Source organism: Micromonospora sp. NBC_01699 (assembly GCF_036250065.1).
Taxonomy (GTDB): Bacteria; Actinomycetota; Actinomycetes; order Mycobacteriales; family Micromonosporaceae; genus Micromonospora_G.
In genome coordinates, this window is record NZ_CP109199.1 from 4,471,335 (window position 1) to 4,486,117 (window position 14,783).

At 71.4% G+C, this 14,783-nt stretch carries 12 protein-coding genes; 9 read left to right on the plus strand and 3 right to left on the minus strand.

Features of this window, described 5'->3' with window-relative positions; translation table 11 throughout:
• Positions 1 to 106: 106 nt before the first annotated feature.
• Positions 107 to 505 carry a hypothetical protein gene (locus OG792_RS19180; RefSeq protein WP_329100773.1) on the minus strand — a complete coding sequence of 133 codons (399 nt, stop codon included), beginning with the start codon at positions 503 to 505 and terminating at the stop codon, positions 107 to 109.
• A 460-nt stretch (positions 506 to 965) separates the two neighbouring features.
• Between OG792_RS19180 and OG792_RS19185 the strand changes: the two genes are divergently transcribed.
• The 5 genes from OG792_RS19185 (at position 966) to OG792_RS19205 (ending at position 7,740) form a co-directional block, all read left to right on the plus strand.
• Positions 966 to 3,740 carry an ATP-binding protein gene (locus tag OG792_RS19185; RefSeq protein ID WP_329100775.1) on the plus strand — a complete coding sequence of 925 codons (2,775 nt, stop codon included), beginning with the start codon at positions 966 to 968 and terminating at the stop codon, positions 3,738 to 3,740.
• A gap of 105 nt (positions 3,741 to 3,845) precedes the next feature.
• A complete protein-coding gene (locus tag OG792_RS19190; protein WP_329100777.1) occupies positions 3,846 to 4,859 on the plus strand; it encodes an ABC transporter substrate-binding protein in 1,014 nt (337 codons plus the stop codon).
• Positions 4,846 to 5,895: a FecCD family ABC transporter permease gene (locus OG792_RS19195; RefSeq protein WP_329100779.1), complete on the plus strand. Its 1,050-nt coding sequence runs from the start codon at positions 4,846 to 4,848 to the stop codon at positions 5,893 to 5,895. The genes OG792_RS19190 and OG792_RS19195 overlap by 14 nt, the downstream gene beginning before the upstream one ends.
• A 4-nt stretch (positions 5,896 to 5,899) precedes the next feature.
• Positions 5,900 to 6,970 carry a FecCD family ABC transporter permease gene (locus OG792_RS19200; RefSeq protein ID WP_329100781.1) on the plus strand — a complete coding sequence of 357 codons (1,071 nt, stop codon included), beginning with the start codon at positions 5,900 to 5,902 and terminating at the stop codon, positions 6,968 to 6,970.
• Positions 6,967 to 7,740, plus strand: coding sequence for an ABC transporter ATP-binding protein (locus tag OG792_RS19205; RefSeq protein ID WP_329100783.1), 774 nt, complete (start codon positions 6,967 to 6,969; stop codon positions 7,738 to 7,740). Before OG792_RS19200 ends, OG792_RS19205 begins: the two co-directional genes overlap by 4 nt.
• An 88-nt stretch (positions 7,741 to 7,828) precedes the next feature.
• Here OG792_RS19205 and OG792_RS19210 read toward each other — a convergent pair whose 3' ends face one another.
• Positions 7,829 to 8,911, minus strand: a complete 1,083-nt coding sequence (locus tag OG792_RS19210; protein ID WP_329100785.1) for a glycoside hydrolase family 19 protein — start codon at positions 8,909 to 8,911, stop codon at positions 7,829 to 7,831.
• Between the two features lie 263 nt (positions 8,912 to 9,174).
• Between OG792_RS19210 and OG792_RS19215 the strand changes: the two genes are divergently transcribed.
• Positions 9,175 to 10,434, plus strand: coding sequence for an acetamidase/formamidase family protein (locus tag OG792_RS19215; RefSeq protein WP_329100787.1), 1,260 nt, complete (start codon positions 9,175 to 9,177; stop codon positions 10,432 to 10,434).
• Between the two features lie 52 nt (positions 10,435 to 10,486).
• Here OG792_RS19215 and OG792_RS19220 read toward each other — a convergent pair whose 3' ends face one another.
• Positions 10,487 to 11,821: an MFS transporter gene (locus OG792_RS19220; RefSeq protein ID WP_329100789.1), complete on the minus strand. Its 1,335-nt coding sequence runs from the start codon at positions 11,819 to 11,821 to the stop codon at positions 10,487 to 10,489.
• Positions 11,822 to 11,887: 66 nt separating this feature from the next.
• Between OG792_RS19220 and OG792_RS19225 the strand changes: the two genes are divergently transcribed.
• Genes OG792_RS19225 through OG792_RS19235 form a run of 3 tightly spaced genes read left to right on the plus strand, consistent with a single transcriptional unit; the run spans position 11,888 to position 14,766 of the window.
• Positions 11,888 to 12,547: a TetR/AcrR family transcriptional regulator gene (locus tag OG792_RS19225; RefSeq protein WP_329100791.1), complete on the plus strand. Its 660-nt coding sequence runs from the start codon at positions 11,888 to 11,890 to the stop codon at positions 12,545 to 12,547.
• 54 nt (positions 12,548 to 12,601) lie between these two features.
• On the plus strand, positions 12,602 to 13,951 hold the full coding sequence (locus OG792_RS19230) for a flavin-containing monooxygenase (protein ID WP_329100793.1): 1,350 nt from the start codon (positions 12,602 to 12,604) through the stop codon (positions 13,949 to 13,951).
• Positions 13,951 to 14,766 (plus strand): SDR family NAD(P)-dependent oxidoreductase, encoded by an 816-nt coding sequence (locus OG792_RS19235; protein ID WP_329100795.1) that lies wholly within the window; start codon positions 13,951 to 13,953, stop codon positions 14,764 to 14,766. The genes OG792_RS19230 and OG792_RS19235 overlap by 1 nt, the downstream gene beginning before the upstream one ends.
• Positions 14,767 to 14,783: the final 17 nt, after the last annotated feature.

Below are 14,783 nucleotides of genomic sequence, written 5' to 3' on the forward strand. Positions count from 1 at the left end.
CCACTTTCTCGGCCGTCAGACGACCTGCCCGCGAAAGACAACGGGATCACGGAAGATCGATCACCGTCAAGGTCTGTTGACCGTGATCGATCGCTCAGCGGACCGGTCAGGGGTTGGCCGACCCGAAGGAGATGCCACCCCGGATGTCCCGTGCCTGCACCACCGTGCCACTCACCCCGCCGGACACCTGGTTGACCACCGCACCGTCCACGGCGACCGCCTGCTGGTCCCGCAGGACATCCCACAGCCGGCCCAGCTCGTCGGCGAACAGCCGATCCCGGGCCACGGCCGACTCCAGGACCTGCGCCAAACGACGAATGCGGGCGTCGTCGTCCGGCTCGGCCTGCGCGGACTCCAGGGCGGCCTGCGCCGGAGGGTCGGCCTGCACCTTGCGGCGGACGAGTCGGGCGAGGGCGGCGAAGGCGGCCCGACCACCCTCGGACAATCCCTCCGCAGCCTTCCCCGCGAGCGCCGCTGCCACGGCGACCAGCACCGGGTCATACATCTGCCACCTCCGCCGGCACATAGGAGGTCTCCCAGGCTACGACGCCCCGATGTCGGATCCGTCAGCGAACGGCCGGAATTGCCCCCAGTCGCGGATTCATCCAAACCACCATTGGATCAACCTCTCGGGGTTATCCATGAATGCACGAAAGAGAATGAAAGAACTAGATGAATGATATTGCACCAGGCCATCAGCCCATTGATCAGACTCAAAGGCAATCTTGCACTACCGTCCATTATGCCCGCTTACGTCCGAATTTCCGGCGACGGAACACCGGGTCGGCCAGATCAACAGGGATACGTGACAGAAGATTCACTGCATCGACCCACATCACTACCGTGATTACATCGTCACGTTTTGTAGGGGGACCCGTGAATCCAGCAGTCGCCACGCCCGCAACGTACGCCAGCGGCCCGCGTACCGACGACACCGCCCGTCCATCGCCGGGGACGAGGCGATCATGATGCCCGCGACCGCCGACGAACCAGCGCCGGGCACAGAGAACAGGTCGGGGACCCGACCCGCCGGGGATCCCCCGGATCCGGAAGCGACGTCCCCGACCGCCGAACGTCAACTGCGGGCACACGACAACAACCGCGTCTACCAGGCCGCCGGGGACCAGTACATCTACCACCGGCACGCACCGGCGCCCGCCGCCGTGAGCAACACCCTCCCCCGGGACACCGCCGCGTTCACCGGCCGGGACCAGGAGCTGCGCACGCTGCTCGACACGGTCGCCGAGCTGGCCGACCAGGCCCGGATGATTCCCGTACACGCGATCGACGGCATGCCCGGGATCGGCAAGAGTGCCCTGGCCATCCATGCCGGGCACCTGTTGGGGCACCGGTTCCCCGCCGGGCAGTTCTTCATCGACCTGCACGCGCACAGTCCCGGCCGGGGTCCCGTCCGCCCCACCGACGCCCTGGACGCCCTGCTGTCGGCCGACGGCGTCGACCCCACGCAGATCCCCGCCGACCTCGACTCCCGAGCCGCACTCTGGCGCGGTCGCATGGCCGGCAAGAAGGCCCTGCTCATTCTCGACAACGCCGCCGGGCGGTGGCAGGTCGAGCCGCTGCTGCCCGGGGCCGCCGGCTGTCTGGTCCTGATCACCAGCCGGCGGCGGCTGACCGGCCTGGGCGCCCGCCACGGCGCCGTGACCCTGCCGTTGAACACCCTGTCGCCGGACCGCGCCGCCGCACTCTTCGCGAGCATGGCCGCCCGACCGATGACCGGCACGGAGGCCGACGCCGTCGGGGAACTGGTACGCCTCTGCGGGTTCCTGCCGCTGGCGATCTGTCTGTTGGCCGCCAAGCTGCGCCCCGAGCGGCACTGGCTCGTCGCCGATCTGGTCCGGGACCTGACGCTGGCCAAGCACCGGCTGGCCGAGATGCACGCCGAGGACGTCGCCGTCGCCGCGGCGTTCGACCTGTCGTACCGTCTGCTGCCCGCCGGCCGGCGACGCTTCTTCCGACGGCTCAGCCTGCACCCCGGCCCCGACCTCGACATGTACGCGGCCGCCGCGCTCGACGGCATCTCCCCGGCCGGCGCCCAGCGGCAACTCGACGCCCTGTACCACGACAACCTGCTCGACCAGCCGGTCCGTGGTCGCTACCGCATGCACGACCTCATCGGCGACTACGCCCGTACGCGAGCCGACAGCGACCCGGCCGGGGACCGGAACCGGGCTCTCGTACGGATGCTGGACCACTACCAGCACGGTGCGCAGACGGCGAACCACCACCTGTCGCGGCCGGGCCACCAGCAGCCGCCGATCCCCGCCGGCAGTCTCGCCACCCTGCCCGGTCTGCACAGCCGGCAACAGGCGCTGGCCTGGATGGACGCCGAACGGAACAACCTGTCCGCCTGCGCGACACTGCTCTCGGCCGGCAGGGAGCACCCGCGAACGATCGCTCTGGCCGCCGCGATGGCGACCTACCTGCGTATCGCGGGCCCGTGGGACCTCGCGATCTCGCTGCACGAGGCGGCGGTCACCGCCGCCGGACGAACCGGGGACCGGCGGGCCCTCGCCAGTGCCCTGTACGAACTCGGGATCATCCATTGCTCGACCGGGGACTACGGCTCCGCCACCGAGGCCCTGCACCGGGCGCTGGAGCTGCACCAGCAGCTGGATCAGGGTCGCGAGGTCGCCGACACCCTCACCCAGCTCGCGAGCGTGCGCTGGCGCTCGGGCGACCACCGGGGCGCGGCCCGGGACCTGAAACGGGCCCTGGGCCTCTACGAGGACCAGCGCAATCTGTACGGGCAGGCCAACGCCCTCAACGAACTGGGGGTGGTCCAGCACATGGCCGACGACCATCCCACGGCCGTACACACCCAGCGCCGGGCGCTGGCCATCCACATCGACCTGGACGACCCCCAGGGACACGCCGACACCCTCAACCGATTCGGTGCCGGTCAGCGGCTCACCGGCGAGTACCCGCCCGCGATCGAGGCGCACGAGCGGGCGCTCGCCATCTATCGGGAGCTCGGAAACCGTTTCGGTCAGGCCCGGGCACTGAATTTTCTCAGCGCCGCGCTCATCGAGACCGGCGAGTACGCCGCCGCCGAGCACGTACTCACCCGGGCCCTGGAGATCCATCGCGACCTCGGCTACCGCCAGGGTCAGGCCAACGCCCTCAACTACCTGGGGATCGTCCACCGCCACACCGGCGACTATGCCGCCGCCGAACAGGCGCTCGCCAGGGCGCTGGCCCTCTACCGCGCCCTCGGCTCCCGGCCCGGCCAGGCCGACGCGCTCAACCAGGTCGGCGCGCTCCGGCGCCTGACCGGTGACAGGCAGGCCGCCGCCAGGGCGCACGACGAGGCCCTGACCATCTTCCGGCAAATCGGGGACCGCCTCGGCCAGGCCGAGGTGCTCAACGGGGTCGGTCAGCTGCTGTTGGCGGACGACCGACCGGCGCAGGCGCTGGACCGCCACCGGCAGGCCCTACAGCTGGCCCGCCGGGCCCAGAATCCTCGGGCGGAGGCCCACTCGATCGAAGGTATCGGCCGCTGCGCCCTGCGGTTGGGAAACCGCGCCGAGGCGGCGGAGAAACTCGGTCAGGCCCAGGGCATCTATCAGCGCATCGGAGCACTCCGTGCGGCCCGTACGGCGGCCGAGTTGGCGGCCGGCACGACCACCGACGGGCGTCGTCGAGGTTGCGTCGGACGTCCGGAACCGTGGTCTACCCCGCACGGCTGCGACGTTCCCGCAGCTCCGGGCGGACACGAGTGAGGTGAATCTGATCATGCCGACTAGCCAAAGGCGATCAACTCTGGTTAGCCTAACCTAACTTGAGCCGCTGGGCTCGGTCCAACGAGAGAGAACGGAAACCTCACCATGCGTGCACGGCGACCGATCCTGGCCGTGGCGGCGCTGAGCGTCGTACTCGCCGGGCTTGCCGGCTGCGGTAACGACTCCGACACCGGTGACACCGCCGCCGCCACCGGCCCCTGGTCGTTCACGGACGGGTCCGGTCAGGTCGTCACGGCCGACAAGACCCCGACCCGGATCATCGCGCACGCCGGCGAGGCCGCGGCGCTGCTGTCCTTCGGCATCAAACCCGTCGGTGTGTACGCCGACGAGGCGGTCAAGACCGACCCCAACCTGAAGAACCTCGACCTCACCGGGATCGAGATCCTCGGCGAGGAGTGGGGCAAGATCGACGTGGAGAAGGCGGCCGCCCTGCGGCCGGACCTCATCGTCGGTGACTGGTGGCCCGCCGAGAAGGCACACAGCGGCATGGAGGAAGGCGTCGACGAGAAGAGCAAGAAGCTCGCCGAACTGGCTCCCGTCGTCGGTGTCTCGCAGGGCAGGTCGATCGTGGCGCTGGCGGACGGGTACGAGAAGCTGGCCGCGAGCCTCGGCGCCGACGTGAACAGCCCGCAGATCGCGGCGAACAAGAAGCGCTTCGAGGAGGCGGTCACCCGGTTCAGGGAGACGGTCGCGGGCAAGCCCGGCCTGACCGTCGCGGCGATGTCGCCCGCGGACGACAAGGTGTACGTCGCCAACCCCGAGTACGCACCCGAACTGCTCGACCTCCAGAGCTGGGGCCTGAAGGTGCTCAACCCGGCCAGCCCCGACCCGGGCTTCCCCTACTGGGAGAACCTCAGCTGGGAGAACGCCGACAAGTACCAGCCCGACCTGATCCTGTTCGACGGCCGCTCGTTCACGCCCACCGCCAACGCCGAGTGGGGCAGCAAGCAGCCGACCTGGTTCAGGATCAAGGCGGCCAAGGCCGGTGCCGTCGTGTCGTGGCCGGCGTTCTGGCTGCACACGTACGGCGACTTCGCCACCGAGCTGGACAAGCTGACCGAGGCGGTCAAGGCCGCGGATCCGAATGTCGGCGACTAGCACGTACGCCCGGCGCACCGCGACGCACAGCGGGCGCCGGGCCTCCGCCCTCGGGCCGGGGCTCGTCGTCCTCTGCGCGCTGCTTGCCCTCGTCGCGTTCCTGAGCGTGACGATGGGCTCGCGTTCGATCGGCCTGTCCGAGGTGCTGCACGCGTTGTCCAGAATGGACGACGGGTCGATCACCAGCACGGTCACGCTGGAGATGCGGGTCCCCCGCACCCTGCTCGGCATACTGGTCGGCGCCGCGCTCGGCGTCGCCGGGGCGATCCTTCAGGGCGTCACCCGCAACCCCCTCGCCGACGCCGGCATCCTGGGCATCAATTCGGGTGCGGCCGCGTTCGTGGTCTTCGCCATCACCGTGCTCGGCGTACGCGGAGTCGGCGTCTACGTCTGGTTCGCCTTCGCCGGAGCGATCGCGGCGCTCGCGCTGGTGTACGCGATCGCCTCGCTCGGCCGGGAGGGCGCCACCCCGGTCAAGCTGGCCCTGGCGGGTGCCGCCGTCACCGCCGGCCTGGCCTCGGTGACCAGCGGAATCGTGATGACGAACGTGGACGCGCTCAACGAGCTGCGGTTCTGGCAGGTGGGGTCGCTCGCCGGCCGGTACACCCCGATCCTGACCGGGGTCGCGCCGTTCCTGCTGCTCGGCCTGGCCGCGTCACTGGGCTTCGGGCGTACCCTCAACGGTCTCGCGCTCGGCGAGGACGTGGCCCGTGGCCTCGGCCAGCACGTCACCCGTACCCGCGCGGCGGCCTTCGCCGTGGTCGCGGTGCTCGCCGGCGCCGCAACCGCCGCCTGTGGGCCGATCGTCTTCGTCGGGCTCGTCGTGCCGCACCTGGCCAGATTCGTCTGCGGCCCCGACTACCGCTGGATCCTGCCGTACTCGATGCTGCTGGCGCCGATCGTGCTGCTGCTCGCCGACGTGCTCGGCCGGGTGCTGGCCGCCCCGGACGAGTTGCAGGTCGGTGTGGTGCTCGGGGTGGCCTGCGCACCCGTGTTCGTGCTGATCGTGCGCTACGCCCGGCTGTCGGAGGTGTGAGCGGATGACCACGACAACCATCGGTGACGGACCCGCCGCGCCGACCGACGCGGCGGCGGCGCTGCGCGGCAACCGGCGGCGACGAACCGGCCGTTCCATCGTGGTGACCGGTGCCCTGGCCACCATCGTGACCGCCCTGTTCGTGCTCACCATGATGGTGGGCAGCTTCCGGATCGGCGCCGGCGAGGTCATCGCCTCGGTACTGCACCTGTCCGACAACCCCAGCGTCGACTTCGTCGTCCGCGGCCTGCGGCTGCCGACCGCCGGGTCCGCCCTCGCGGTCGGTCTCGCCCTGGGCGCCTCCGGGACGATCTTCCAGCAGCTACTGCGCAATCCCCTCGCCTCCCCGGATTTTGTCGGCATCACCTCCGGCGCCGGGCTTGCCGCCGTCGTCGGAATCGTGCTGCTCCAGGCCAGCGGACTCGTCGTCAGCGGGCTCGCCCTCGGCGGCGCCATCGTCGCCGCCCTGCTGATGTACGTGCTCGCCTGGCGCGACGGCGTCTCCGGCTACCGTTTCATCCTGATCGGCATCGGCGTCTCGGTCTTCTTCGACGGCCTCGTCGGCTACGTGCTCAGCCGGGCCCAGCTGTTCGAGGCCCGCCAGGCCATGCACTGGCTGACCGGCTCCGTCGGGCAGGCCAGCACCACCGAACTGGGCCTGCTCGTCGGCGCCCTGGTGGTCCTGCTGCCCGTCGCGGTACTGCTCCAACGGCCGCTGCGGGCCCTCGACCTCGGCGACGACGCCGCCCGTACGCTGGGCGCCCGGACCGAACTCGGCCGCGCCGGCCTGCTCGGCACCGCCGTCGTGCTGGTCGCCCTCGCGGTGTCCGTGGCCGGGCCGATCGTCTTCGTCGCCCTCGTCGCCGGGCCGATCGCCAACCGGCTGCTCGGTCCGGCCACCGGTGGCATCCTCGCCGCCGCGCTGGTCGGCGCCGCGCTGCTGCTCACCGCCGACCTCGTCGCCGTGCACCTGCTGCCCACGCCACTGCCCACCGGCGTGGTGACCGGGGCGGTCGGTGCTCCCTACCTGCTGTGGCTGCTGGCCACCACGAACCGGCAAGGAGCGGGCGGATGACCCGACTACGCGCCCAGGGACTGACCCTCGGGTACGACGACCGGACCGTCGTCGACCACCTTGACGTCGCCGTACTCGACGGGAAGGTCACCGCGATCGTCGGTGCCAACGCCTGCGGCAAGTCCACCCTGTTACGCGGCCTGGCCCGGCTGCTCCCACCGCGCGGCGGCGCCGTCCTGCTCGACGGCAGGACCCTGGCCGACCTGCGCACCATCGATGTCGCGAAGGTGCTCGGGCTGCTCCCGCAGACCCCGATCGCGCCCGACGGCATCACCGTGGCCGACCTCGTCTCCCGTGGTCGCTACCCACACCAGGGCTGGTTCCGGCGGTGGGCCGAGGGCGACCACGACGCCGTCGCCCGTGCGCTCGACGCCACCGGTACGGCGGACCTGATCGACCGTCCGATCCGGGAGCTGTCCGGCGGTCAGCGCCAACGTGTCTGGGTCGCCATGGCCCTGGCCCAGGAGACCGACCTGCTGCTGCTCGACGAGCCCACCACCTACCTGGACATCAACCACCAGGTCGAGCTGTTGCGGCTGCTCCGGAAGCTGAACGCCGAGTCGGGAAAGACCATCGTCATCGTCATGCACGATCTCAACCTCGCCTGCCGCTACTGCGACCACCTCGTCGCGATGGCGGACGGCGCGATCGTGGCCGAGGGCGCCCCCGGCGACGTGGTCACCGCCGAACTGGTGGAGAAGGTCTTCGGTCTCAGCTGCCTCGTCGTACCGGATCCGATCGCCGGCACACCGATGATCGTGCCCGCCTGAACCGGGCCGCGCCCGGTCCGAGCCCGTCCCCCGGTCGGCTCCCGGATGCGGGCCTCGTCGCGCCGGGGTGACGAGGCCCGCACACCGATCAGCAGTACAGGTTGTTCCCGGCGGGTACGCCGAGGATGCCGACGAACTGTTGGTACCTGGTGACACGGCTCTGCACCTGCGGCGGGTTCCCGCCGTTGCACTCGATCGAGCCGTTGATGCTGCGGATGGTCTCGCCGAACCCGGCGCCGTTGACCATCGCGTTGTGGGGGGTCATGGTGCCCGGCCCGTTCTGGGTCATCCAGTACCAGATCGCGGTCTTCCAGGCCACCGCGGCATCGTTCTGCACCAGCCAGGGGTTGGTCAGCAGCGGCAGCCCGAGGGCGTTGCCGGCAGCGTTGTAGTTGAAGTTCCAGCTCAGCTGGATCGGTCCACGCCCGTAGTAGGCGGCCTGCCCGGCGGGGCAGCCGTAGGACTGGCCGTAGTCGCAGTAGTGCGGGTAGTTCGCGGTGTTCTGCTCCACGATGTGGACGAGTCCGCCGGTCTCGTGGTACGCGTTCGCGAGGAACGCCGCGGCCTCCTGGCGCTGGACGGTGGCGTTGCCGGTCTTCGTGAACGCCGGGTAGGCGCTGAGGGCGGCGACGAGCCCGGAGTAGGTGTAGAAGGGGTTCCGACCCGGGAACATCTGGTTGAACTGTGCCTCGGTGACCACGAAGCCGCCGGGGTTGGGCGGGGGCGGGCTACTGGTCGGCGGCTGGCCGCCGCAGCTGTACGGCTCCCAGTACCAGGTGCTGATGACGGGGTCGTAGCCCGGGTTCTCGTGCTCGGCGACGTAGTACAGGCCGTTGGTGTACCGCACGATCGCCCCGGCGGGGTACCAGGTGCCGGCGGCCCAGTTCGGGTGGTTGCAGGTTCCTCCGGGGGGTGGCGTCGTACCGCCCCCGCAGGCGCCGAGGTCCTGCCAGACGCCGGTGGTGCCGGGCGGTGCCTCGTTCTGGGTCCACCACTTCGCCTGGTAGTTACGGCCGCCGTGGGAGATCTGGGCGCCTCCCGTGTAGACAGCCGACGATTGCCACGGTGCCGCGCAGGCCGCGGCCGACGCCGCGGTCGACGGGATGATCGCCACCAGTCCGCCAGCGACGGCTACCGCCACGAGCGCGACCAGGGCGCGCAGTCTCGACATGTGATCACTCCTTCCTGATTCCACGGGCCGATGACCGAACCATTCATCGACAAAGGTGACTCTAACATCTTCTGTTCACAATCTTTACTATTGCTGGCGGACGAGGCCCGCGCCCGGCCCGCCCGCCGTTGATCGGAAGCGCACCGGATTTTCATGATCGTCATGCGGCCGAAACACCGGACGGCCACGGTGTACCGACCGGAGATCATCGGAAGGGACACGGCACCGCGTGCGGTGCCGCCCGGCAGCGATGGGAGTCCAGCATGTCCAGCAACCACTGGAGCTCGGCAAGTCGGAGGAGCCTGCTGGCCGCCGGCCTGACCGCGACGTTCGCGGCCGGTGTCGCCGCTCCCGCCCAGGCAGCACCGGGTGAACGGGACGACCGCGGCGGCCCCAGGCGCGCGAGGTGGGACCACCACCTCAGGTCCACCCCGGACAACCTGCACTGGGGCGGCTTCCCGATCGGCTCGGAGCCCGGCCTCACCATGGCCTCGGGTGAGACCGTACGCGTGGACACCCTCTCCCACCAGGGCTTCACCAACCCCGCGGTCGACCCGCGCGCCTACTTCGGTGCCTTCGGGGTCAGGCCGAACGAGATCCTGTCCGACGGGCTGGCGTTCTGGGAAACGCTGCCCGAGCGCCAGGCCACCGGCCGGCAGTACGGCGGGCACGTGCTGACCGGCCCGATCTACGTCCGGGGCGCCGAGCCGGGCGACACCATCGCCATCGACATGCTCGACATCGACACCCGGGTACCCTACGGCTTCAACAACACCGCCCCGACCAGCGGTGTCATGGCGACGTTCTACCCCGGTTGGCGCGAGGGGGACGCGGGCCTCGACATCCCCGCCGAGATCCCGCCCGGTCTTCCGGCCGGCGTCTGGCCCGACGTCCGCACCCACCTCTACCGCACCGGCACGCATCGCGGCAGGGAGGTCGTCTTCTTCGCCGACGACATCATCATCCCGACCCAGAAGTTCATGGGCATCATCGCGGTCGCGTCGCCGACGGGCGAGTTCGTCGGCAACACCGAGAACGCCCCACCGCCGGCGAGCGGCGTACAGAACTCGACGCCGCCGGGCAGGTTCGGCGGCAACATGGACGTCCGCGACCTCGGCGTCGGCACGACGCTCTACCTGCCGGTCTTCCAGCCAGGCGGGCAGATCTTCATCGGTGACCCGCACAGCTGCCAGGGCGACGGCGAGGTCAGCGGCACCGCCGTCGAGCACTCGCTCGCCGGCACCTTCCGCATCACCCTGATCAAGAATGTCGAAACCGAGCTGCCGTGGGCCGAGACCGACGACCACTGGGTGATGATGGGCATCCACTGGGACCTCGACCGCGCCATGCGGATCGCGGTCGAGAAGACCGTCGACTTCCTCGTCAGCACCCGGGGCATGACCGTCCCGAAGGCGTACTCGTTCGCCTCGATCGCGGTGAACTACCACAACGCCGAGGTCGTCGACCGTACCCAGGTGGTGACCGGCCACATCCCGAAGAGCGTGTTCAAGGACCGCCGCTGAGCTGTCCCGATCGGACCGCGCCGGGGGCTCGCGTCTCCCGGTCGCGGTCCGCTCAGCGCAGCGCGCGGTCCAGCGTGTACCGGCGCTGCGAGAGCATCGCCACGACCATCAGCAGCGCGGGGACCAGGCCGATCCCGAGCCGGATCATCGTGTGCGCGGACTCCGGCTGCACGACGCCCCCGGTGCCCGCGCCGCTGGCGAGGAAACCGCCGACGGCCAGGCAGGCGGAGTAGACGTACGGGCCGAGCGCGCCGCCGGTGGCCTCGGCCGCGGTCCACACGCCGGTGTACGTGCCGGCCCGACTGGTGCCGTCGGCGCCACCGGCCCCGATGACGTCCGGGACCATCGAGAACGGCAGCAGTTGCATGGCGGCGAACGCGATGCCGAGCACCGCCACCGCGCCGACCAGTACGGGCAGGCCGGCGGCCTTGCCGAGCGCCAGCACGAGCGAACCGAGCACGAAGGCACCCTGCGCGATGAGCAGGCCCGGCTGCTTGCCGATCCGGCGGGCCACGACGACCCACACCGGGGTGGCGACCAGTGCCGGGGCGACGAACGCGGCGACCAGCACGGTGGTCAGGCCCGGGCGGCCGAGTTCGTACCGGGCGAAGTAGGGGACGGCGGCCAGCACCAGGTGGGTGGTGGTCGACATGGCCAGGTAGGAGCCGACCAGCCAGCGGAACTGCGGGTCGCGCAGCGCGACGAGCAGCGTACGCAGGCCGGCCGCGCCGGGTCCGGAGGTGCTGGCCGGGACCGGGGCGGCCACGGTCAGCCGCCGGGTTCCGGAGATGCCGATCAGCATGGTGACCAGCATCGACGTACCGAGCACGAGGCCCATCAGGGCGTAGCCGCCACGGGTCGGGTCCGGCCCGCCGGTCAGTATCGGCGCGAGCACGCCGCTGAGCAGGATGCCGACGGTGAGCACCACCATCCGGAAGCCCATCAGCCGGGTGCGCTCGTGGTATCCGATGGCGAGGTCTGCGGGGGTGGACAGGTAGGGCACCTGGTACGCCGCGAACAGCAGGTTGCCGGCGACGAAGGCGACGGCGACCCAGGCCGCGGCCGGATTGCCGGTGAGCCCGCCCGGTGCCAGGAACAGCGCGGCGAAGGCCAGCGGCAGGGCGCAACCGGCCGTCATGAGCAGCCGGCGGTGACCTCGGCGGGCCAGTTCGGCGTCGGACAGCTGCCCGATCCACGGGTGCAGCAGCACGTCGGCGATCTTCGGTAGCAGCAGGACGAGGCCGGCGACCAGTGGTGCCACGGCCAGCACGTCGGTGAGGAAGTAGAGCAGCAGCAGGCCCGGTACGGTGACCCAGGTGCCCATGCCCAGCGACCCGCCGGCGAAGGCCAGCAGGCCGCGACGGGGAAGCCGCGCCGCCTCGTCCATACCGTCTCCTCGCCGCGCCGCGGGCATAATCCAACGTTCGCTGGATAGTAGGGCACGATGGAGCACATGACCACACCCCGACGGGGACCCGGCCGCCCTCGGCGCACCGACCAGCACACCACCCCCGAAATGATCATCGAGATCGCGGCGGGACTGTTCGCCCGGCGCGGGTTCGACGCGGTCGGCATGCGCGAGGTCGCCGCCGCCTGCGGGGTGGACGTCGCCACCGTGCACCACCACGTGGGCACGAAGGCGGCGCTGTACGAGGGCTGCTTCGCACGGGTGTTCGCCGCCGAGAGCGTGGTGCTGACCAGGGCGGTGGCCGCCGCCCGGGACGGCCTGGCCGACGGACCGGAAACGGCCATGGCCGCACTGCACGAGCTGGTCGACGTGTTCGTCGACTTCCTGGAGGACCACCCCGAGACCACCGGACTCTGGCTGCGCCGCTGGCTGGAACCCGACCGTCACGCCGAGTTGGACGAGCGCTACTCCGCCCCGCTCTACCGGGCCGTCGAGCAGGTGCTGACCGATGCCGACGCGGCCGGGGTGCTCAGCGAACCCCAGCCCCACCTGGCCGTACGCAGCCTGGTCTGGTCCGTCCACGCCCACGTCGTCGGCCTGCTCGCCGGCGCGGACGGTGCCCGCCGCCGGCGCGAGTTCCGCACCTTCGCCCACCGCTGGCTCGACCGCATGTACGCCCCTCCCCGACCCCGGCAGGGAACTTGACGTGGGGCCCGGTCGGGCGCAATATCCATCAGACGCTGGATTTGGGGGGCAGGCATGGAGCCACGGGTCGCCGTGATCGGCGCCGGACCGGCCGGACTGGCCACCCTCAAGGCGCTGGCCGACCGGGGCGTACCCGCGATCGCCTTCGACGCAGGCACCCGGATCGGCGGGCTGTGGGTGTACGGCGCACCGCACTCCTCGGCGTACCGCACCCTGCACCTGAACACCTCGCGGACCCGCACCGAGTTCGCGGACCTGCCCATGCCCACGGACTGGCCGGACTATCCCGACCACACCCGCGTCGCCGAGTACCTGTTGGACTACGCGCGGCGGTTCGGCCTGCTGGACGCGGTGCGGCTGCGGCACACCGTCACCGACGTGACCCGCGACGGCGCACGATGGCGGGTCGTCGCCGCCGGCCCGGACGGCACGACCACGGTGCACGTCGAGGCGGTCGTCGTCGCCAACGGCCACAACAGCCGGCCCAGGCTGCCCTCCCCCGCCTATCCGGGCGAGCTCACCGTCGAGCAGTTGCACAGCCACGACTACCGTGACCCCGGCCAGCTCGCCGGGCGGCGGGTGCTGGTTGTCGGCGCCGGCAACTCGGCCGTGGACATCGCCGTCGACGCCTCCCACGTCGCGCGGAGCACCCTGCTCTCGCTGCGCCGTGGCGTGTGGATCGTGCCCAAGCACCTGTTCGGCCGACCGTCGGACACCCTCAACGGCGCGCTGGCCCGGCGCCTGCCGTGGCGGCTGCGCCAGCGCGTCAGCCAGACCATGCTGCGCCTTTCCGTCGGCCGTCCGGAGAGCTACGGCCTGCCCGCGCCGCGACAGGGGTTCCTCCAGGACCACCCCACCCTGTCGGACTCGCTGCTGTCGCGGATCAGCCACGGCGAGATCGGCGTACGGCCCGGTATCGAACGCTTCGACGGCGACCGGGTCCGCTTCACCGACGGCACCGCCGACCGGATCGACCTGGTGGCCTGGTGCACCGGGTACGACATCCACCTGCCGTTCCTCGACCCGGCGCTGCTCGGCGAGGGCGCGGACCGGCTCCCGCTGTTCCGGCACGTGTTCCACCGGCAGGCACCCGGCCTGATGTTCGTCGGGCTGATGCAGTCCACCGGCTCGGCGCTGCCCGTGGTCGAGGCACAGGCCCGGCTCGTCGCCGCACACCTCGCCGGCCGGTACGCGCTGCCCAGCCCGGCCGCGCAGGCCGCCGACATCGCCGCCGAGCTGCGGGCCGCCCGCGACCGCTGGGGCGAACGCCGCCCCGCCATGCGGGTCGACTTCGACGCCTACCTCGCGTTCGCGGCGAAGGAACTGGCCGACGGTACGACCCGGGCCCGTCGCGGCCGGGGCGTGCGCTGGCACCGCACCCAAAACGTCCAGGAGGGTCCCTGATGAGCACCTTCGACGGCAAGCGCGTCATCGTCACCGGCGCCGACGGCACCTTCGGCCGGCTGCTGTGCGCGCGGCTGGAACTGGCCGGTGCCGGGGTCGTCGGCATCGACCTGCGCGCGACCAGCGTCGGCACGACCCCGGTCATCGCCTGCGACCTCACCGACGGCGCCGCCGTGCCCGGCGCGGTCACGCGGGCGATCGAGACCCTCGGCGGCCTCGACCTGCTGGTCAACAACGCCGGTGTCGGCGGGCCCGCCCCGGCCGAGCTACCGCCCGGCGACGCCGCCCGCCGGCAGCTGGAGGTCAACCTGATGGCGGCGTGGCACACCACCGCCGCGGCCGTCCCGGCCCTGGAACTCAGCCGGGGCAGAATCGTGTTCGTGTCCAGCCGGATGGCCCTGCTGCCGCTCCCGCTGGCCGCCGGGTACGGCGTCAGCAAGCGCGCCCTGGTCGCGTACGCCGACGCGCTGCGCCTGGAGGTCGGCACCCACATCGGGGTCAGTGTGGTCTACCCGAGCATGGTCGCGTCGCCGATCCACGACGCCTCCGCCGCGGCCGGCCTGTCCCTGCGGGGCGTCTCCCGGTACGAACCCGTCGAGGGGGTGGTCGACGCGATCCTGCGCGCGGCGACCGCGCACAGGGCCCCGCGCGACGTGGCGACCACCGGGCGCGGCCGGGTCGAGCTGTTCCTGGCCCGGCACCTGCCCTCGCTCGCCGGCGCGATGGTGCGCCGCACCATCGCGCGGCGCATCGCCGCCGGCGACCTGGACCGGGCCCCACTGTCCGAGGGCATGCGCCGCCGCGCGGGCCGCTGACCCGCCGACCGCCGACC

Coding starts and splice junctions, on each gene's coding strand:
- OG792_RS19205 (WP_329100783.1), top strand. CDS start 6,967: ATGACCCGACTACGCGCCCAGGGACTGACCCTCGGGTACGACGACCGG.
- OG792_RS19200 (WP_329100781.1), top strand. CDS start 5,900: ATGACCACGACAACCATCGGTGACGGACCCGCCGCGCCGACCGACGCG.
- OG792_RS19225 (WP_329100791.1), top strand. CDS start 11,888: ATGACCACACCCCGACGGGGACCCGGCCGCCCTCGGCGCACCGACCAG.
- OG792_RS19230 (WP_329100793.1), top strand. CDS start 12,602: ATGGAGCCACGGGTCGCCGTGATCGGCGCCGGACCGGCCGGACTGGCC.
- OG792_RS19210 (WP_329100785.1), bottom strand. CDS start 8,911: ATGTCGAGACTGCGCGCCCTGGTCGCGCTCGTGGCGGTAGCCGTCGCT.
- OG792_RS19180 (WP_329100773.1), bottom strand. CDS start 505: ATGTATGACCCGGTGCTGGTCGCCGTGGCAGCGGCGCTCGCGGGGAAG.
- OG792_RS19190 (WP_329100777.1), top strand. CDS start 3,846: ATGCGTGCACGGCGACCGATCCTGGCCGTGGCGGCGCTGAGCGTCGTA.
- OG792_RS19195 (WP_329100779.1), top strand. CDS start 4,846: ATGTCGGCGACTAGCACGTACGCCCGGCGCACCGCGACGCACAGCGGG.
- OG792_RS19215 (WP_329100787.1), top strand. CDS start 9,175: ATGTCCAGCAACCACTGGAGCTCGGCAAGTCGGAGGAGCCTGCTGGCC.
- OG792_RS19220 (WP_329100789.1), bottom strand. CDS start 11,821: ATGGACGAGGCGGCGCGGCTTCCCCGTCGCGGCCTGCTGGCCTTCGCC.
- OG792_RS19185 (WP_329100775.1), top strand. CDS start 966: ATGATGCCCGCGACCGCCGACGAACCAGCGCCGGGCACAGAGAACAGG.
- OG792_RS19235 (WP_329100795.1), top strand. CDS start 13,951: ATGAGCACCTTCGACGGCAAGCGCGTCATCGTCACCGGCGCCGACGGC.